At 64.6% G+C, this 18,177-nt stretch carries 17 protein-coding genes; 9 read left to right on the top strand and 8 right to left on the bottom strand.

Annotation, left to right across the window (positions count from 1 at the left end):
- Nucleotides 1-39: 39 nt before the first annotated feature.
- From M3P36_RS01220 to M3P36_RS01230, 3 genes are read right to left on the bottom strand one after another with little or no spacing between them, the layout of a single operon-like run.
- Entirely contained in the window at nt 40-1,158 is a 1,119-nt protein-coding gene (locus M3P36_RS01220; protein WP_249698637.1) for a CaiB/BaiF CoA transferase family protein, read from the bottom strand.
- Complete coding sequence (locus M3P36_RS01225; protein ID WP_249698639.1) at nt 1,155-1,595, bottom strand: hypothetical protein; 441 nt, start codon at nt 1,593-1,595, stop codon at nt 1,155-1,157. Before M3P36_RS01225 ends, M3P36_RS01220 begins: the two co-directional genes overlap by 4 nt.
- An 18-nt stretch (nt 1,596-1,613) precedes the next feature.
- Entirely contained in the window at nt 1,614-2,651 is a 1,038-nt protein-coding gene (locus tag M3P36_RS01230) for an amidohydrolase family protein (RefSeq protein WP_249698642.1), read from the bottom strand.
- A 131-nt stretch (nt 2,652-2,782) separates the two neighbouring features.
- On the opposite strand from M3P36_RS01230, the gene M3P36_RS01235 reads away from it, so the two are divergent.
- A complete protein-coding gene (locus M3P36_RS01235; protein ID WP_249698653.1) occupies nt 2,783-3,757 on the top strand; it encodes an AraC family transcriptional regulator in 975 nt (324 codons plus the stop codon).
- A 14-nt stretch (nt 3,758-3,771) separates the two neighbouring features.
- Here M3P36_RS01235 and M3P36_RS01240 read toward each other — a convergent pair whose 3' ends face one another.
- Nucleotides 3,772-4,962, bottom strand: coding sequence for a cation:proton antiporter (locus M3P36_RS01240; RefSeq protein WP_249698665.1), 1,191 nt, complete (start codon nt 4,960-4,962; stop codon nt 3,772-3,774).
- A 257-nt stretch (nt 4,963-5,219) separates the two neighbouring features.
- Here M3P36_RS01240 and M3P36_RS01245 point away from each other — a divergent pair, with 257 nt between their 5' ends.
- The 6 genes from M3P36_RS01245 (at nt 5,220) to M3P36_RS01270 (ending at nt 11,816) form a co-directional block, all read left to right on the top strand.
- Nucleotides 5,220-7,082 (top strand): PEP-utilizing enzyme, encoded by a 1,863-nt coding sequence (locus M3P36_RS01245; RefSeq protein ID WP_249698674.1) that lies wholly within the window; start codon nt 5,220-5,222, stop codon nt 7,080-7,082.
- A 5-nt stretch (nt 7,083-7,087) separates the two neighbouring features.
- Nucleotides 7,088-8,131, top strand: coding sequence for a PEP/pyruvate-binding domain-containing protein (locus tag M3P36_RS01250; protein WP_249698677.1), 1,044 nt, complete (start codon nt 7,088-7,090; stop codon nt 8,129-8,131).
- Nucleotides 8,128-8,598: an acetyl-CoA carboxylase biotin carboxyl carrier protein gene (locus M3P36_RS15225; protein ID WP_249698680.1), complete on the top strand. Its 471-nt coding sequence runs from the start codon at nt 8,128-8,130 to the stop codon at nt 8,596-8,598. The genes M3P36_RS01250 and M3P36_RS15225 overlap by 4 nt, the downstream gene beginning before the upstream one ends.
- Before the next feature lie 96 nt (nt 8,599-8,694).
- Complete coding sequence (locus M3P36_RS15230) at nt 8,695-10,167, top strand: hydroxymethylglutaryl-CoA lyase-like TIM-barrel protein (RefSeq protein WP_249698691.1); 1,473 nt, start codon at nt 8,695-8,697, stop codon at nt 10,165-10,167.
- The gene (locus tag M3P36_RS01265) at nt 10,164-10,994 is read left to right on the top strand and encodes an HAD-IIA family hydrolase (protein ID WP_249698694.1); all 831 of its coding nucleotides are present in this window, start codon (nt 10,164-10,166) and stop codon (nt 10,992-10,994) included. Before M3P36_RS15230 ends, M3P36_RS01265 begins: the two co-directional genes overlap by 4 nt.
- 9 nt (nt 10,995-11,003) lie before the next feature.
- Nucleotides 11,004-11,816, top strand: a complete 813-nt coding sequence (locus M3P36_RS01270; protein WP_249698698.1) for a nuclear transport factor 2 family protein — start codon at nt 11,004-11,006, stop codon at nt 11,814-11,816.
- On the opposite strand, the gene M3P36_RS01275 is transcribed toward M3P36_RS01270, so the two are convergent.
- From M3P36_RS01275 to M3P36_RS01290, 4 genes are read right to left on the bottom strand one after another with little or no spacing between them, the layout of a single operon-like run.
- Nucleotides 11,803-12,396 (bottom strand): nucleotidyltransferase family protein, encoded by a 594-nt coding sequence (locus M3P36_RS01275; RefSeq protein ID WP_249698702.1) that lies wholly within the window; start codon nt 12,394-12,396, stop codon nt 11,803-11,805. The genes M3P36_RS01270 and M3P36_RS01275 overlap by 14 nt on opposite strands.
- Nucleotides 12,371-13,219 (bottom strand): XdhC family protein, encoded by an 849-nt coding sequence (locus tag M3P36_RS01280; protein WP_249698707.1) that lies wholly within the window; start codon nt 13,217-13,219, stop codon nt 12,371-12,373. The genes M3P36_RS01275 and M3P36_RS01280 overlap by 26 nt, the downstream gene beginning before the upstream one ends.
- Nucleotides 13,220-14,173, bottom strand: coding sequence for an MBL fold metallo-hydrolase (locus M3P36_RS01285; RefSeq protein WP_249698721.1), 954 nt, complete (start codon nt 14,171-14,173; stop codon nt 13,220-13,222).
- Nucleotides 14,170-15,288 (bottom strand): HupE/UreJ family protein, encoded by a 1,119-nt coding sequence (locus M3P36_RS01290; RefSeq protein WP_249698725.1) that lies wholly within the window; start codon nt 15,286-15,288, stop codon nt 14,170-14,172. The genes M3P36_RS01285 and M3P36_RS01290 overlap by 4 nt, the downstream gene beginning before the upstream one ends.
- A gap of 148 nt (nt 15,289-15,436) precedes the next feature.
- On the opposite strand from M3P36_RS01290, the gene M3P36_RS01295 reads away from it, so the two are divergent.
- Both M3P36_RS01295 and M3P36_RS01300 read left to right on the top strand, forming a co-directional pair.
- Nucleotides 15,437-16,876 carry an efflux transporter outer membrane subunit gene (locus tag M3P36_RS01295; RefSeq protein WP_249698735.1) on the top strand — a complete coding sequence of 480 codons (1,440 nt, stop codon included), beginning with the start codon at nt 15,437-15,439 and terminating at the stop codon, nt 16,874-16,876.
- Nucleotides 16,873-18,177, top strand: coding sequence for an efflux RND transporter periplasmic adaptor subunit (locus tag M3P36_RS01300; RefSeq protein ID WP_249698746.1), 1,305 nt, complete (start codon nt 16,873-16,875; stop codon nt 18,175-18,177). Before M3P36_RS01295 ends, M3P36_RS01300 begins: the two co-directional genes overlap by 4 nt.

An 18,177-nucleotide genomic window follows, 5' to 3' on the forward strand; every position in this document is an offset into this window, starting at 1 on the left:
CTCTCTCTATCACCACCGGTCCGCAAGCATTGACCCCGGTCAATCACCCAGAATCGGTGAGGGCTTGCCCAGATCGAGTTCAGCATCCGAAAAGCGGATTGGCGTGCGCAGGCCCCTGATCCCTTCGGCCATTTCCAGCACCATGGCGCGAGCGACCACCTGCGGATCGGCCAGCGCCTGTTCGACCGTGTTGATCGGCCCGGCGGGGATGCCTTCGCCTTCCAGCGCAGCGAGCAGCGCATCGCGTTCCCAGTCGCTGGTTTGGGCCGATACTGCGGCCGAAACCGCCACCCGGTCGGCCACGCGACCCGCATTGGTGGCCCAGTTTTCCGGCGGGTTGAGATCGAGCAGGTCGGCCAAGCGAACGAACTGGCTGTCGTTGCCCACGGCGATGATCGCCCAACCATCGGCGCAGGGGAAAGCCTCATAGGGCACGATGTTGGGATGGGCATTGCCCAGCCGCGTGGGCGAGACCCCGCTGGCGAGGTAGTTCATCGCCTGGTTGGCGAGCGTGCCCACCATCACGTCGAGCAGCGCCATGTCCACCAGTTGCCCCTGCCCCGTGCGCTGCCGCATATGCAGCGCGGCCTGGATGCCGATCACGGCATAGAGCCCAGTCAGGATATCAGCATAGGCCACGCCGATCTTCTGCGGCGGGCCATCGGGATCGCCAGTCAGGTCCATGATCCCGCCCATGCCCTGGATAATGAAATCATATCCGGCCCGCGCGGCATAGGGCCCGTCCTGCCCGAATCCGGTGATCGAGCAATAGACCAGACGTGGATTGATCGCCTTCACGCTGTCATAGTCCAACCCGAACTGATTGAGGCCGCCCAGCTTGAAATTCTCGATCACCACGTCGGCCTCGCGGATCAGGTCGATCACTTTGGCCAGATCGTCCGGATCGCGGAAATCGGCCACCATGCTCGCCTTGCCGCGATTGGTGGCGTGGAAATAGGCGGCATCTCGGCTGCCGTCGGCGCGTTCGATAAAAGGCGGCCCCCAGCCGCGCGTATCATCGCCGCCGGGGCTTTCCACCTTGATCACCTCGGCCCCCATGTCCGCCAACACCTGCCCCGCCCACGGCCCCGCAAGGATGCGCGCGAGTTCGACCACCTTGATGCCCCTGAGCGGAGAGTCGTGGGGGGTGTTGCTCATGCTGCCAACCGCACGAAAGCGGGTGACGGCTCATCATCATTGGCGCTGGGCCGCTGCGGCGGGGTTCTGCGCAACCGCCTTCGCCGCGACGATTGCGGCAGTCGCACCAGGCGAGCGACGATCATCCGCACATGGCCGACGCCTGCTTTTACCCGCGACCAGGCGGCCAGTGCATAGGTGAACAGCACCGCATCAAGGTAGATCGACAGCTCGAATGCATAGGCTGCGACCAACTCCGGCCCGAGCAGGAAGATCATCTCCCCTCCAGCCATCATGAAGCCGACCATGATCAGTCCGAAGATCGCCTGTTGCAACGTCAGCGCCGCCAGCCTTTCGATGGGCCAAAGCACGCACATGCGCATGGCGAGCCGGGCCAGCGGTGTACCGGGCGCGAGTTTGAGCAACAAGGCCAGTACTGCCAACATTCCCGCCAGCATTATGTCTCGCCTCCTTCTCTATTCCGGCGCGATGTGGAATACCCGCTCGGCATTCCCATGGCATAGCGCGTGCATTTCGGCCTCCGAGCAGGCGAAGTTCTCGATGAAATCCACCGCCGGTTTCATCGGCTGGTAGGGATAGTCGATCGCCCAGATCACGTTGTCGATCCCCATCCGGTCGATCGCATAGCGCAGGGCCAAAGGATCTTCCACGCCGCTGGTGGTGAACACGAAGTTGTCGCGGAAGTATTCCTCCATGCTGCGCTCGGTCTTGGGGGCGCGGCCCACGGTCTGGGCGCGGGAGTTCATGAAATTTATGCGCCAGATGAAGAACGGCACCATCTCGCCCATGTGGCCCACGCAGATCTTCAGCTTGGGGAACCGGTCGAACAGGCCGCTGGCCATCATGCGCAGCATGTTGGTGCCTACTTCCACGCCATAGCCCCACATGGCGCTGTCCATCGCATAGTCCTGCAACGGGCCCTTCAGCGTATCGGACGGCCCGCGCGGATGGATGTAGATCGTGGCATCCAGCGCCTCTGCCGCCTCGAAGATCGGCCAGAAGCGGTAGTCATCGAAATAGTCGCCATTGGTATGGCCGTTGACGATCAGGCCGTTCAACTTCAGCTCGCACATCACCCGCTCGACCTCCTTCGCTGCACGCTTCGGGCTGTGCGGCGCGAAGCTACCGAGACCGGCAAAGCGCTCGGGGCGATTGGCGCAAATCTCCGCCAACCGGTCATTCGCCAGGGCGGCAAGCTCTGTGGCGGTATCGGCATCGAACATCTGCACGCCCGGCGCGGTCAGCGTGAGGAGGTGCATGTCCACACCATGCTCGTCCATTTGTGGCAGGCGTTTTTCCTCCACATCGAGCAGGCCCTGGAGGAAGTTCATCTTGCCATAACCGCTGGTGTCTTCCTCGGCGTCATAGATGCCCTTGACCAGCAGCTTATCGAGGCTCTGCGTAGGGCTGCGCGCGACGTTCTTCAGTTCGGCGGCAACCTCGGGGATAGACCAGGCTTCCTCGCAGGCGATCAGGCGGCATTTGGTTCCCATGGCTATTCCTCTCCCAAGCCTCGGCCCCTCTAAAGGGCCAGTTTGTCTCCGGCAAACAACCTAGCGCGAGAACTGGCGAGAACAACCGCAATCGCTTGCCGCCCTGCCGCTTGCCGCCTAGCTTGAAGCCCATGGCCAAACCCGCGCAATCGCAGGATGAAAGCTGGACCTCGACCGGGCTTGCCCGACCGGAGGCGATCAATGCCTGGCGGGACTGGGCGGCCAGCACCATCGCCCCGATCGAGGTGGAAGTGTTCGACCCGCAAGCCTTTGCCGCCCGCTGGGTTAGCCACGGTATCGGGCAGTTGCGCCTGCTCCATCTCCACGCCCCCGCCCAGCGCGTGACCCATACCGGACTGGAAGGCCAGGCCATGCGCGCTACACCGTCGATCCAGCTGGTCTATGCCCGCGTCGGCGTGCTGGTGACGACCATGGCGGGGCGCACTTTCGATGTTGCGCCGGGCCAGTTCGTGCTGCTCGACAACACGCGGTTCTACTGCATGGAGATGTTCACCGAGCACGAGGCGGTGGACCTGATGATGCCGCAAGGCTGGCTGGAACGCTACCTGCCCGATCCCGCCGCCCTGCTCGCTCGGCCGATATCCGCGCGCGAGGGATGGGGCGCGCCCCTGGGCGCCTTGCTCGAGACGATCCTGGATGGCGGGCTGGACAATGCCCCGCTGCCGCGCCCGCTGATCGCCGAACAGTTCGGCAGCCTACTGGCACTCGCCACCGGCACGCCGGAGACAGAGGGGGCACCACGTCACCGCGGCCAGCTCGCCAGCCGCATCCTGCGCCGGATCGAAAGCGACTTTGCCGATCCCGACCTGTCGTCCGAAGGTGTCGCCAACCAGATCGGCATTTCCAAGCGCTATCTGCAAACGCTGCTGGCGGCGAGCGGGACCAGCTTTGTGGCCGAACTCAATGCCATCCGGCTGGAACGGGCAAGCGAAATCCTGGCAGATCCGCGCGCCTCCCGCCTGCCGGTGGCAGAAGTGGCGTTCCGCACCGGGTTCCTCGACCCTGGCTACTTCACCCGCCTGTTCCGCAAGCGCTTCGGCATCACGCCGAGGGAGTGGCGCGCGGGCAATGCGCCCCAAAGCTGAGAGTTGGTTGGCAGCTAGTCTACTGCCAGCTTTTTGAGCTTGGGCGTCACCATCGGCACGGTCAGCATGGTGCTGGCGACAGCCATCAGCAGCAGGGCGGTGAAGGTCTGGCTGGTGATGATCGCCTTATCCAGCAGCACGTTGGCGAAGATGATCATGATCAGCGCCTTGGTCTGCAGCAGCCAGCCGATTACGCTCGCCTCGCCCTTGCGCCAGCCAAGGATCCGACCGGCCAGGTGGACGCCCGCGAGCTTGCCGCCGACAGAAGCTGCCAGCAGCAGCGCGGCCACTGCAAAAACCGCCAGCCCGCCGCCTTCCCAACTGGTGCGCAAGCCGGTGGAGAGGAAGAATACCGGCATCACCGTCAGCAGGATCACGCCGCGGAAGGTGTCGAGCTTGTCTTCACCGAACCACTGGCAGTCGAGAACGCAGCCCGCCAGGAATGCGCCGACCATGTAGTGCAGGCCCGCCCAGTCGGCCACCAGCCCGCAGAGCACGAGCCAGATGAGCCCGGCGTACCAGCGATCAGCTTGCGACAGGCGCTGCATCAGCTTGCGCATGCTCCATGCGGCAGGCGCGAACAGCATCAGGAAGGCACCCTGCCGCGCGATGCGTTCCATATCGACCAGGATGATCGCCAACACGCCCCAGATCGCCAGGTCATCGAGGCTGGCATAGCGCAGCAGGCGCTGGCCCAGTTCCTGGCGGAATATCTCCAGCTTTTCCATCAGCAGCACCAGGATCGGCAACGCGGTGACAGCGCAGGCCATGCCAATGCCGAGCACGCCCTGGTAGTAATGCCCCTCCGACCCCAGCCAGCCGGGAAATGCCAGGATCGCCACAGCGGCCAGGGCGCCCGCCGCCAGCGGCGTGAACAGGGCCAAACCGGCAGTCACGGCCGTCTCGCGCCGGTCCTTCCACGCAGCGTGGAGATCGAGCTCGATCCCGGCCACGAACACGAACATCATCACTGCCCACCAGGCGATGCCATTCAACGCGCCGATCACCTCTGGCGAGAACACCGTCTGGTAATAGGCCGGGAATGCCGCGCCCAATACGCCCGGCCCAAGGATGATCCCTGCCACGATCTGCACCACCACCAGCGGTGCCCAGTAGTCCGTCCTGAACACGCGCCAGAACAGGTAGGGGACAGTCAGGATTATTGTGAGCGCTATCAAAAAGAGTTCGGTCGTCGTGACTGTCACTCGTCCCCCCATTCACCATTCATCAAGACAAAACCCCCTGCGCTTTTATCCTGATTAGCGTGCGCACGAGTCCTTTGGAGCGGCGAGGTGATGCAGTAATCCTGCAAACCTGACAATCGTCCGCAGCGCTTCGGGTCGAGAAGCGAACAGGATCAGGCTCGGAGAGGAGACCTGGGTGCGCCGCTACCGCCCGACAGAGGCGGGGCGGCGCGCCGAATTCCCGCGATGAGGCCGCAAAGGCCCTGAAAGGTACCAGTGTGAGCGATGCACCCAAGGGGTTCCCCCTCCCCAGTTCCCTCAAGGTCGTGCCCGGCACCGAAGCTGCCCAGGCCGCCTATCCCTATTACACCCAGTTCGTGCCCGAGGATGACGAGCGTTTCTGGTTCTACAATTCGATGCACTTCCCCGAACCGATGCATCACTTCGACATGATCACGGCCGAAGCCGCTTACTGCGCGCTGGGCGCGTTCAACACCCGCGTCCACGTGCTCCCCACCGCCAAGGGCATCGATCACCGGATCATCAACGGCCGGGTCTACATCGGCGGCGTGGCCGTGACCGACCCTGACGAAATCGCCGAGCGGGTAGGCGAGTTCCAGCAGCGCGCGTTCTATTATTACGAGAACTGGGAGACCCTTTACGACCAGTGGAAGGTCAAGATGAAGGCGCTGATCGCCGACGCGCAGGCCCTGCCCGTCCCCACCCTGCCTGATTACGAGCCGCTGGAAACCACCCACACCGGCAAGGGCATTGCCGCCAACCACGACCTGCTGAAGATCTACCAGCAGCAGGTCGAGGGCTACCACCGGATGTGGCACCACCACTTCGAATTCCTGCTGCTCGGCTACGGCGCCTACATGACCTTCTTCGATTTCTGCAAGAAGGCCTTCCCGGAGATTTCCGACCAGGCGATCAGCCGCATGGTCGCCGGAATGGAAGCCGAGATCTTCCGCCCCGACGAGGAGGTAAAGCGCCTCGCCCGCCGCGCGGTGGAACTGGGCGTGGACGCGCATTTCATTGACAATGCCGATATCGACACCGTGCTGGCCGATCTCGACAAGGTTGGCAGCGGCGGCAAGGAATGGCTGGCCGAACTGGAGACCAGCCGCAACCCGTGGTTCAATGTCTCTAGCGGGGATGGCTTCTACCACTATCACCGCAGCTGGAACGACGACCTGTCGATGCCCTTCGCCGCGCTGCCGGGCTATATCGAGAAGATCAAGGCGGGCACCAATATCGAACGCCCCACCGCCCAGCTGATCGAGGAGCGCGAGGCCCTTGTCGCAGATTACCGCGAACTGCTCGACACTGACGAGGACAAGGCGACCTACGACCAGCTCATCGGTCTGGCGCACCGCGTGTTCCCCTATGTCGAAGGGCACAAGTTCTATTGCGAGCACTGGTACACCAACCTGTTCTTCAACAAGATTCGCGAATTCGGGCGGCTGCTGCTGAAGCACGGGTTCTTCGGGCCGGACGGCGTGGAGGAGGACGTGTTCCATCTCACCCAGTTCGAGCTGGAAAGCGCAATCATCGACCTGATGCTGGCCTGGTCCATCGGCATCGATGGACGCGGCCCGACATACTGGCCGCCCATCGTGGCGCAGCGCAAGGCGGCCATTGCCGAATGGGCACTGCACGACACCCCGCCTGCCCTCGGTAATGTGCCCGATGCGATCGACGATCCGGCGATCAACATGCTGTGGGGCATTACCCGCGAAAACCTCGACAAGTGGCTCGATGACGGGTCTGAGAACGACAAGGAGCTCAAGGGCTTCGCAGCGTGCTCCGGCGTGGTCGAAGGCACAGCGCGGATCGTCAAATCGGTGCAGGAAATCGGCCGGTTGCAGCAGGGTGATATCCTGGTTTGCCAGGTGACCAACCCGACGTGGAGCCCGATCTTCCAGAAGATCAGCGCGGCGGTGTCCGACATCGGCGGATCAATGAGCCACATGGCCATTGTGGCGCGCGAATATGGCCTGCCAGCCGTGGTCGGCACGGGCAAGGCGACGAGCCGCATCAAGGACGGCCAGCGCATCCGCGTGGATGGCGGGCGCGGGGTCGTGACCATCCTCGACGACGAGCCGGTCAGCGAACAGCCGGTATTGGAAGAGGCCTGATCTCGATGAGCGATGCAGTGGCGTGGTTCGCCGATGTCGGCATTGCCGACCGCCCCACCGTGGGCGGCAAGGGCGGCTCACTGGGCGAGCTGACGCAGGCAGGCATTGCCGTGCCCCCGGGCTTCGTGGTCACCACCTCAGCGTTTGAAGGTTTCCTTGAAGCATTGGAGGCGCGCGAGCCGGTGCGGACCAAGGTGGAAGCGCTCGACCCGCATGATCTGGGCGCCGCCACGCGGCTGTCCGAACAATTGCGCGCCCGCGTGATGAACGAACCTATGCCCGGCCACGTGGAAAGTGCGATCATGCAGGCGATGCGCGAATTGTGCGCCGATGGCCAGCCGGTCGCCGTGCGATCCAGCGCCACCACCGAAGATGCCGAGGACGCCAGTTTCGCCGGCCTGCAGGACACCTTCCTGTGGGTGTTGACGCCGGAAGACATGGCGCTGAAGGTGCGGGAGTGCTGGGGCAGCCTCTATTCGGTTGAAAGCATGACCTACCGCCGCAAGCAGGACTTCCCCGAAAGCGGCGTGGCCATGGCAGTGGTGGTACAGCGCATGGTCGATGCCATGTGCGCCGGGGTGATGTTCACCCGCAGCCCCACCACGGGCGACAAGTCGGTTATCACCATCGAAGGGGCTTGGGGCCTCGGCAGTGCCGTCGTGTCGGGGGAAGTCACGCCCGATCGCTGGGTGGTCGGCAAGATCACCGGCGACATTTCGGTGCGCGATATCTCGGACAAGCACGCCAAGCAGGTTCCGGCGCCGGGCGGTGGCATCGTGGAAGTGGAGCTGGAAGGCGCGGACCGCACCACCCCGTGCCTCACCGACGAACAACTCCTCGCCCTGCGCGAAGTGGGCCGCAAGGTGGAACGGCACTATGGCAAGCCGCAGGATATCGAATGGGCGCTCGACAAGGCGGGCGATGTGCTGCTGCTCCAGTCGCGCCCCGAAACCGTGTGGTCGGTCAAGGATGCGGCGGCCAAGCCCATCGCCGATCCAACGGCTAATCCGCTGGCCCACGTGATGAACATTTTCGGGGGCCGCAAGTGAGCCGACTTTCCGGCAAGGACATTGCCGAAATTGCCAAGCTGCTGGACGAGAGCCAGTTCTCCTCGCTCGACCTCAAGGTGGGCGAATTTCGCCTGAAAATCCGGCGGGATGGCGGCTGGAGCGGTGGGGACGGGGATGAGGACGAAGCTCCTCCGCCGCGCCCGGCCCCGCGCACCGCAACCGCCCCGGCAACCCCGGTGGCTTCCTCCGGCCCCTCGACAAACGAAATCGACGTGATCGCACCGCTGCTCGGCAACTTCTACTCCGCCCCGCGCCCAGGCGAGCCGCCTTTCGTCCAGCTTGGTGATACCGTGGGGCCTGATACCACTATCGGCATTATCGAGGTGATGAAGCTCATGAACCCGATCCGCGCCGGTGTTGCCGGCATCGTCACCGCACTGCTCGCCGAAAACGGCAAGGCGGTGGAGGAAGGCCAGGCGCTGCTACGTGTGAAGGTTCGCGGCTGATGAAGAAACACTCCTCCCCGGCCCGTTCGCCTCGAGCGAAGTCGAGAGGCTGCGCGCTGGTGTCTCGACTTCGCTCGACACGAACGGAGGTTTGAAGTGGCCACCATCCGTCCCCCGATCCGCATTGTCGAAACAAGCCTGCGCGATGGCAACCAGTGCCTGTGGGGCGCTCTTGGGGTCAACACCGCCAAGACGCTGACCGTGGCCCCGGCGATGGAGCGCGCCGGTTACAAGGCGATCGATTTCACCACCTCCACCCACATGGGCGTGGCCGTACGCTTCAAGCAGGAAGACCCGTGGGAACGCATCCGCAAGATGGCGGCGATCTGCAAGACCACGCCGCTGCAGTTCCTTTCGACCGGCTTCCGCTTCATCGCGTGGGAAACCGCCAGCCCGGACTTCATGGAACTGGCCTTCCGCACGCTGGCGACCAACGGCATCCGCCGCTTTGCGCTGGCCGATCCGATGAACGATGCTGCATCCAATGTCGAAGTGGCGCGGCTGGTGAAGCGCGCGGGCGGCGAACAGGTGGTCGGCGCGCTGGTATTCTCGATCAGCCCGATCCACGACGATGCGCACTATGCTGCCGCTGCCAAGCTGATGGCCGCCAGCCCGGATATCGACGCGCTCTACATCAAGGACCCCGGCGGGCTGCTCACGCCCAAGCGCGCTGTAACGCTGATCCCCGCAATCCTTGCCGAGATTGGCGACAAGGAGCTGGAACTCCACAACCACTGCACCATCGGGCTTGCCGAACCCGCCTGCCTCGAAGCGGCGGACCTTGGCGTATCGGCAATCCAGTGCGCCAGCGGCGGCGCAGCGGACGGCACATCGAACCCCCCGATCACCCGCATGATCGCCAACCTGCGTGCCGCGGGCCACGATGTTGAGATCGATGACGAGGCCGCGCAGGAAGTCGCCGATTTCTGGACCGCCATGGCCGAGGCCGAGGGCCTGCCCACGGGCGCGCCGATGGCCTTCGATGCCGCCTACTTCAAACACAATCTGCCCGGCGGCATGGTCGGCACGATGCGCCGCCACCTGTCCGACCAGCGCGTGCCGCACCTCGAAGGCGCGGTGATCGAAGAGATCGGCCGCGTGCGCGAGGAGCTGGGCTGGCCGATCGTGATGACGCCGTTCGCGCAGATGCTGCAGACACAGGCAGTGATGAATGTCACGGGCAAGGAGCGCTGGGCCATCATTCCGGACGAGATCATCCGCTATGCCATCGGCAAGTTCGGGCGGCCCAATGCGCCGGTGGACGCCGAGGTGATGGGCCGCATCATGGACAACCCGCGCACCCGCGAGCTTGAGGCAGAAACCGGCATGGCTGACCTGCCCGACCTGCGCCGCCGCATCGGCGCGCACCTGTCTGACGAGGAATTCCTCCTTCGCGCCACCATGCCGACCGATCTGGTCGATGCCATGCAGGCCGCAGGGCCCGCTCCGCGCGAATATGATCCCGATACCGTGGCCGTAATGAACCTGGTGCGCGAAGTGCTGAAGCGGCGCGACGTGACCCAGTTCGAGATCGAGAAAGAGGATTTCAGGTTGGAAGTTTCCGCATGAGCCTCGCCCGAAAGCCAAAAGGCTTCATGTTCGATCTCGATGGCACGCTGATCCTGTCGAACCGGTCGCTGGGCAACTACGATGCCATCCCCGGTGCGGCAGAGGCGCTGGCCGAGCTGGACCGGCTGGGCATCCCGTGGATCGCCCTGACAAACGGCAGCGCCTATGCCGCGCGCGTGCAGGCCCCGCGCTTGCGCGCAGCAGGTGTTCCGGTGCCTGACGACAAGCTGTTCACCCCCAACTCGGTCGCCGCCAAGGTCATCAAGGACGGCGGTTACCAGCGCGTTCTGGTGTTGGGCACGCAAGGCGTGGTCGATGCCCTGACCGAGCTTGGCGTGACCTGCTACAGCCCGGCAGAAGGCGCCGATGCGGAGTGCGATGCGGTCTATGTCGCGTGGCATCCCGATTGCACCATGCCCCACCTCCACCTGGCCTGCGAGCGGGTACTGGCAGGCGCGGCGTTCCTTTCCGCTTCCGACGTGCCGTTCTTCGCCACCAAGGAAGGCCGCAGCTTCGGCTATTCCTGTGCCATCAACGGGGCAATCGCGCGGGTCACCGGCGTGGAACCGCAGACCACCGGCAAGCCCAGCGCGACGGCGATGGCCGTGGTGGCCGAAGCGCTTGGCATCGCGGCAGAGGATGTCGGCGTGGTGGGAGACGATGCCACCGCAGAAATGCTGATGGCCCGGCAGGGCGGCGCCATCGGCATTGCCGTCACCAGCGGTTCCACCAGTGCGGACGAATGGGCCAGCCAGCCCCCCGAGAAAACTCCGCACCTGGTGATTGGCAATATCGGCGAACTGGTCGCCGCCTGCGGACTGGGCTAGGTTGCAGCCATGACCTTCGACTACCACGCCTATATCGCCGATTTCCTGACCGGAGACGATGAGGTGCTCGTCGATCGGTGGTTCGCCGAAGATTGTGCGATGGAAAGCGGCAGCGGCATTTTCGAAGGCCGCGACGGTATGCGCCGGTTCCTCGCCTGGGCGCACGATGGCGTGCGCGAGTGTCCGCGGATCGTCGACTATCTGCAATCGGGCAATCACCTGTTTGCCGAGATCGACATGGATTTCCACGCGACGAAAGAACGCGCCGATTTCCCGTTTCGGCACCTGTTTCCCGGTGATTCGATTACGGTAAAGTTCCTCGCCCATTATATCCTGAACGATGCTGGGCAGGTCTGGCGGCTGAAGACCATGACCTGGCCCGAAGGACGCGGCGTGACCCGCCTGCCCCCGCTCGGCGGCCACCCCAGCCAGATCGCGGCTTACCATGCCTATGCCGCCGCGTTCTCGGCCGGCGATCCGGAGCGGTATGGCCGCTTCTATACCGATGATGTGGTGCTTGAACTGAGTTCGGTAGGCCGGATCGAGGGTGCGCAGGGCATTGCCGATTTCTACACCGCCATGTTCCGCTCGGTGGTGGAGACGCTGACGATCCATTCGCTCGATGCCACCGACGAACGCCTCGTGGTCGATTGCACCAGCCGCTTCACCGCGATCACCGATGCGCCCGATTTCGTGGTCGGCGCGCTCAAACAGGGCGATTACATCGATGTGCGGGTGACGGTGACCTATACGCTGCGCGAAGGCCGCGTCTGCCACATCAAGGTGCAGCGCGGCGGCGAACCGGTGTTCACCCGCGCCTGAGCCATTGCTCGACGCTGGCGAGATCCTCCGGGGTATCGACATCAAGCAGCATCTGCGGCGCTGCTTCAACGAGGCGCAGGCCCGCACGGCCAGTCAGCAGCGCGCCTGCCCCGGTATCGCCGGATAGCTGCGCCACTTCAGGCAGAATACCGAGCGGGAAGCAGGCGGGCACTCCTGCCCTGCCCTGCGGCCAGCCGGTGGCCGTGATCGTCTTGGCTTGCGCCAATTGCGCGAGATGCGAGGGATCGACCAGCGGCATGTCGGCCAGCACCACCAGCAGCGCCCTGCCCTGCACCATGGCCTGCGTGGCCGCCAACGCCAGCGAGGTTCCCAGGCCATGTTCAGCCTGCGCGTTCACCAGCAGCGGCCAGCCGCTGTCGCGGGCAAATTGCGGAGCATCGCTCCCCACCACGATCAGGCCCGGATCAAGCCCGGCGGCATTCACTGCTTCGAGCGTCCATTGACCCACCGGCTTGCCCGCCAGCACGGCATCGAGCTTGCCGCCGCCAAATCGCGTGGCTGCGCCTGCCGCCAGCACGGCGACCAGCGGCGCGTTAGCTGGGGGTACGCAGCAGGGCATGGGGATGGATCGCCTCGTATTCTCCCACCACCGCCGCCAGGATCGACAGCGCCAGCGGCATCGGCTCGCGGCTGTGCGGCACCACGCCGATCGGGCTGGCGATACGGGCGATTTCGCTCTCCGCGACGCCGGCGTGGCGCAACCGCTCGGCGCGCTCATCCCGCGCAGTGCGGCCGCCCTGCGCGCCGATGAAAAAGGCCGGGGTCGCCAGTGCCCATTGCAGGATTGCCTGCTCCCACTCGTGATCGTGGAACAGCAGGATCACCGCGCTCCAGCGGTCAACGGCGATGTCTGATGGCGCGCGGCCAAGCGACAGGTCGCCGCTGCCATCCTTGCTGTGGGTTTCCACCTCCAGCCCGGCTGCCCGGCCGAGCATGGCCAGCGCCTCAAGCTCCGGCCCTTCACCGAACAGCACGAGGCGCAACGCAGGGATATAGCGCCTCACACCCAACAGGCCGAGCGGCAGAGGCAGGCTCGCTTCCCCGCGCCTGTCCAGCAGGTCCACCGCCGCAGCGCAAGCCGCACGGTCGGGTGCGGGATCGACGAGCACATCCAGCCCGCTACCACATGGCAGGCGGAAATCGATCAGCGGCGATCCTGCGCCGAACCGCATGACCCGCCGCTCGCCACCGGCCAGGATTTCGGCGGCAAGCTGCCGTTCCAGGCAACCGTCGGCAAGGCTGCCGGTCACGCTGCCGTCAGTCGCAACCGCGAGTTGCGCGCCCAATCGCCGCGAAAAGCTGCCTTCGATTCCCACGATGGTGCACAGCCCGGTCCCCGCCGTACAGGCGGCTCGCAAGGCGGCACGGTCGTCGACCATCATCTAGTGCTGGTGGGGGTCTTCCACGCCCATGATGAGCTGCGGTTCCTCGCCGCGCAGTTCCTGGAACACAACGCGCAGGTTGATCAGGGCGCGTGACCAAGGGGTGCCGCCATATTCGAGGCCTGGCTTCAGCTTATGGTCGAGGAACACGGCGAAGCTGGGTGCCCGGTCAAGCGCTTCGAGCGCATCTTCCGGTGTGCCGCCTGCCTGCACCGTGGCTTCGGCCTGGGCCACCAGCGCGCGGTTGAACTGCATGAAACTGCGGAATTCCTCCCACGTCGATACCCCGCCGTGGCCCTGGATCACGTGATCGATGTCCCGCATTCCGTAATAGGCGCGAGTCAGCGTGGTCGGCAGGGCCAGCATAGATCCGCCCGAGCCGGGATCGATCAGCGGGCTCATGTGCCAGGCGTAGATATCGCCCGCCATCACGGTGCGCGCTGCAGGGAAGGCAATCCAGGCGTCGCCATCGGTGTGGCCGGCGCCGAAGTAGTAGAGGTCGATCCGGTCGGCCCCTTCGCCCAGGGTCATGCGGTCGGTGAAGCTGGTATCGACCTGCGACGCGCCAAACGGGCCGGTCGCGGCTTCCATCCGGCGTTCGGTATTGATGTGGGCGATAACCTGCACGCCGCTGCCCGACATTTCGGAAATCTGGTTGTTGGAACCCATGTGATCGGGGTGCGAATGGGTGTTGATGATCATGCCGATGGGCTTGTCGGTCACCTTGCGCACTTCGGCCATGATCGCATCGCCGCTGTTGGGCAGCTTGGTATCGACCAGCACCACATCGTTCTCGCGCACGAAGACAACCGTGTTCCCGCCCGCGCCGAAGATCTTGTAGACGTTGCCGCTGATGTGTTCGATCTCGGTAATGCCGGGCAGGCCCTGCGCCGTAACGCCGACCGCCGTGATGCCGCTGATGACAATGGCGCCAAGCACCGCAAATCGCTTCATGAACCCGCTCCCGACAAAAACACTCTCTCCACGAACCAATAGGCACCTGCTGCCACCACCGCAAGCGAACCAATTGTCGCGACCTGTCGCGCAGCCTTGGGACTGCGGCGGCGCAGCAGGTGTAGCGCCACGCCGACTACCAGCACGATGGCCAACTGGCCGATCTCGACCCCGAGGTTGAAGGCAAACAGCGACCAGGCCAGTTGCCCGTCAGGCAGGCCGAATTCGCGCAGCACGAAAGCGAAACCGAACCCGTGGATCAGCCCGAAGACAAAGGCGATCACGCTGCGCAAGTCCTTCGACTTGTCGGGTTCCTTGGCACGCAGCAGGTTGTCCGCCCCCACCACCACGATCGACAGGGCGATCAGCGGCTCGATAATGTGCGCCGGGATCGTCACCAGGTCGAGCGCGGCGAGCGACAGCGTCACCGAATGTCCCAGGGTAAAAGCGGTGACGATCAGCGCCAGCCGCCGCAATGTCCCGCCCAGCAGGATCAGGCCGATCACGAACAGGATATGATCCGGCCCGATCATGATGTGGTGCACGCCCGAGGGGATGAAAGTGCCTAGCACCGCCATCACCCCGGCAGTGGTCCCGGCAAAATGGGTGCGGGATCCCGCCCCTTCGCCCAGGATCCACTGCTGGCGCAGGGTCCCGCCCTCATAGACGTTGATGAAGGTCTGATGCAGCGGGTCATGGGGGAAAAGCGAAGTTTCAACCTCCAGCGCGGCAGGCGGCGCGGCAGGAATAGTGAAGGTCATGCGCACAGCATCGCCCGCCTCGTCGGGCGTGATTTCCTGCCAGGCGATTGGCGGCAGCCCGCCCGCCCCCAGGCGGAGCCGCGGGCCGAGGATTGATCCAATCTGGCTGTATTGCATCGACAATACACGCTGGTCGAGCAATAAGGCGGGTTCGTCGGTTTGCAGTTCATGGGCCAGGTCCAGTGCATGCACGGTGAGCACGCCGTCGATCCTGTCTTCTTCCAGATGCAGGTCGAGATAGCTGAACGGTACAGGGTGGGCCTGTGCCGGTGAGACCGTCAAAAGCAAGGCCGCCGCTGCAAGAAGCAAGGTCAGGCGTTGCAGGAAATAAACAGGTGCGATCAATTTTTTCATGGACTACAATGTCTTGTGGATTACCGGCAATCCCGGCCTATTACCCTTTGTTACAACGTTCCATTTGGAGCAAGGGGCAAGAAGGCATAGGCGAGTTGCGGGATCGTCTTAAGCGTCGATGAGGGGTATTTTGGGGTCGTATTCCGACATGAAGGGCTTGTTGCCCGATGGCGCCGCCAAGGTGCTGGTCCTGCCGCTCGCGCTGTTGGCCGGGGCCTGCGCCACGCCGCAGGTCACGCCCCCTGAAACCAGTCTCATTGTTCCGGCCGACTGGGCCCAAAGCGATCCCGCCCCGGTTGCGCTGGATATCTCGGAATACTGGGTGCTGCTGGGCGACCCGCTGATCAGCGAACTGGTCGAAGCCGCCCTCGCCAACAACCGCGACCTGGCGCAAAGCGCAGCCCGCCTCGACCAGTCGCGGGCGCAACTGGTCCAGGCGCGCTCCTCGCTGCTGCCGGGCCTTACGGCAGGCGGCCGGTCGAGCCGCGATTTCGGCGACAATTCGCCCGACCAGTTCCTTTATTCGGTGGGCGTCGACGCAAGCTGGGAAGTGGACCTGTTCGGGCAGATCGGCGGCAACATCGCCTCTGCCGAAGCAGATCTTGCTTCAGCCGGATATTCGCTGGCCGACTTGCAGCGCCTGATTGCAGGCCAGGTGGCGATCTCCGCCATCAATGCCCGCGCCATCGCCCAGCAGCTGGCCATCGCCCGCTCCACACTCCAATACCAGGACGACAACCTCCAGATAGCCCGCTGGCGCAACCAGGCAGGCCTGGTTTCCAGCCTCGATGTCGAACAGGCGCGGACACAGCGGGCGCAGACTGCCGCTTCGATCCCGTCACTTGAAAGCAGCCTCGTCGCCACCGCCAATTCCATCTCCACACTGGTGGGTGAAACGCCGGGCCGGGTGCTTGGCGAATTTGCCGAAGTGGCGCCGATCCCCGTACCGGTCGAACTGGCCGGGTTCGAGGCACCGGCCGAAGTCCTGCGCCGCCGCCCCGACGTGCGCGGAGCCGAGGCAAACCTGCTGTCGGCGACCACGCGGATCGGCGTGGCCCGCGCGCAGCTCTATCCGCTGCTGCGGCTGACGGGCAATGTAGGCACCAGCTCACTCGGCATATCCAACCTGTTCGACGTGATTTCAGCCGGCGTGGTCGGCAGCGTCAGCCAGCTCATTTTCGATGGTGGCCGCACGGCCGCGCAGGTGGACAGTGCCGAAGCCGCTGCCCGCGGGTCGCTGGCAGCATGGGAGCAAGCGATCCTCGGCGCGCTGGAAGATGTCGAAAGTGCCGCGGTGGGCCAGCGCAGCGCCGAACAACGCGTGGAGATAAACCTCGAGGCGCTGGAAGCAGCCAGCAATTCCGCCTTTCTCGCCCGCAGCCAGTATGAGGCCGGGCTGACCGATTTCCAGACCCTGCTGACAGCGGAGAACCAGCTGCTGTCGGCCCGCAACCAGACAGTGAATGCAGAAGCCGACCGGGCCACCGCCTTCGTACGATTGACCCAGGCCCTCGGCGGCGGGTGGGATCCGCGCGAATTCCCGCTGCCCCCGACCTTTCAGCCTGCAAATGACAGGACCGATCGATGAGCGAGACGACCCAAACCACGCCCCAGGATCTCGAAGAGTTTCTCGGCACGGCGAAGAAACCCTTCTGGAAGCGGCGCAAGGTATGGATTCCGGCGCTTGTGGTCCTGCTGGCACTGGTTGCCTGGGCGATCTGGGGCGGGGAGAACAAGGGCCCCAACTACATCACCGAGGAAGTTGAAACCCGCAGCCTGGACCTGGTGGTGACGGCGACGGGTAACTTGCGCCCGACCAACCAGGTGGAAGTCGGTTCCGAAGTTTCAGGCAGGATCGATGCCGTGCTGGTCGATGTGAACGACCGGGTGGCGCAGGGCCAGGTGCTGGCGCGGATCAATACCGACGTGATAGACGACCAGATCACCCAGCAGCGCGCCAACCTTGCTGCCAGCCGCGCCCAGGTCGAACAGGCCCGCGCCACGCTGGATGTGGACCGCGCCCAGCTTGAGCGCCTGCAGGAGGTTTACCGCCTGTCAGACGGCCGCGTCCCCTCGCAGCAGGAAATGGCCGGGGCCGAAGGTGCTGTGCGCCGGGCGCAGGCATCGCTCGCCTCGGCCCAGGCCAATGTCATGTCGGCCCAGGCCTCTCTCTCCACCGCACTGACCAACCGGGAAAGGGCGGTGATCCGCTCACCTGTATCGGGCGTGGTCCTGGTGCGGCAGGTGGAGCCGGGGCAGACCGTGGCCGCCAGCTTCAGCACCCCGACCCTGTTCATGCTGGCAGAAGACCTCGCGGTGATGCAGCTGCGCGTCAAGGTTGACGAGGCCGACGTGGGCCAGGTCGAAGCGGGCCAGGCGGCAACCTTCACCGTCGATGCCTATCCCGGCCGCCAGTTTCCCGCCCAGGTGGAGCGGGTGGACCTTGCCAGCGGCAATATCGCCACTGCTGCCGGGACAACCCAGACCAATGCCGTGGTCGAATACGAAGCACGGCTGACGGTCGATAATGCCAGCGGCCTCCTGCGCCCAGGCATGACCGCCACGGCCAATATCGAAACCCAGAATACTGCGGCCCAGATGGTCGTCCCCAACGGCGCGCTGCGCTTCGTTCCCCCTGAAGAGCAAGAAGCCAGCGGTATGCAGGTTGGCGGGCCAGGCGGGCAAATCGGCGGGCTGGAGCGCGAGGAAGTGCGCGCCACCATCGGGGCCGGCAGCCGCCAGACTGTCCATGTGCTGGGCGATGATGGCGGACTGCGGCCGATCATGGTCACTACCGGACTGTCGGACGGACGCTTCACCATCGTCACCTCGGACGAACTCGAGCCGGGCATGAAGGTCGTCACCGCCATCCGGTCAGACAGACCCTAA

The sequence above is a fragment of the Altererythrobacter sp. KTW20L genome, from assembly GCF_023501975.1.
In the GTDB taxonomy this organism is placed as follows: Bacteria; Pseudomonadota; Alphaproteobacteria; order Sphingomonadales; family Sphingomonadaceae; genus Alteraurantiacibacter.

Excerpts from the sequence above, each read along its gene's own strand:
- M3P36_RS01220 (WP_249698637.1), bottom strand. The coding sequence starts at position 1,158 with ATGAGCAACACCCCCCACGACTCTCCGCTCAGGGGCATCAAGGTGGTC.
- M3P36_RS01225 (WP_249698639.1), bottom strand. The coding sequence starts at position 1,595 with ATGCTGGCGGGAATGTTGGCAGTACTGGCCTTGTTGCTCAAACTCGCG.
- M3P36_RS01230 (WP_249698642.1), bottom strand. The coding sequence starts at position 2,651 with ATGGGAACCAAATGCCGCCTGATCGCCTGCGAGGAAGCCTGGTCTATC.
- M3P36_RS01235 (WP_249698653.1), top strand. The coding sequence starts at position 2,783 with ATGGCCAAACCCGCGCAATCGCAGGATGAAAGCTGGACCTCGACCGGG.
- M3P36_RS01250 (WP_249698677.1), top strand. The coding sequence starts at position 7,088 with ATGAGCGATGCAGTGGCGTGGTTCGCCGATGTCGGCATTGCCGACCGC.
- M3P36_RS01265 (WP_249698694.1), top strand. The coding sequence starts at position 10,164 with ATGAGCCTCGCCCGAAAGCCAAAAGGCTTCATGTTCGATCTCGATGGC.
- M3P36_RS01270 (WP_249698698.1), top strand. The coding sequence starts at position 11,004 with ATGACCTTCGACTACCACGCCTATATCGCCGATTTCCTGACCGGAGAC.
- M3P36_RS01275 (WP_249698702.1), bottom strand. The coding sequence starts at position 12,396 with ATGCCCTGCTGCGTACCCCCAGCTAACGCGCCGCTGGTCGCCGTGCTG.
- M3P36_RS01280 (WP_249698707.1), bottom strand. The coding sequence starts at position 13,219 with ATGATGGTCGACGACCGTGCCGCCTTGCGAGCCGCCTGTACGGCGGGG.
- M3P36_RS01285 (WP_249698721.1), bottom strand. The coding sequence starts at position 14,173 with ATGAAGCGATTTGCGGTGCTTGGCGCCATTGTCATCAGCGGCATCACG.
- M3P36_RS01290 (WP_249698725.1), bottom strand. The coding sequence starts at position 15,288 with ATGAAAAAATTGATCGCACCTGTTTATTTCCTGCAACGCCTGACCTTG.
- M3P36_RS01295 (WP_249698735.1), top strand. The coding sequence starts at position 15,437 with ATGAAGGGCTTGTTGCCCGATGGCGCCGCCAAGGTGCTGGTCCTGCCG.
- M3P36_RS01300 (WP_249698746.1), top strand. The coding sequence starts at position 16,873 with ATGAGCGAGACGACCCAAACCACGCCCCAGGATCTCGAAGAGTTTCTC.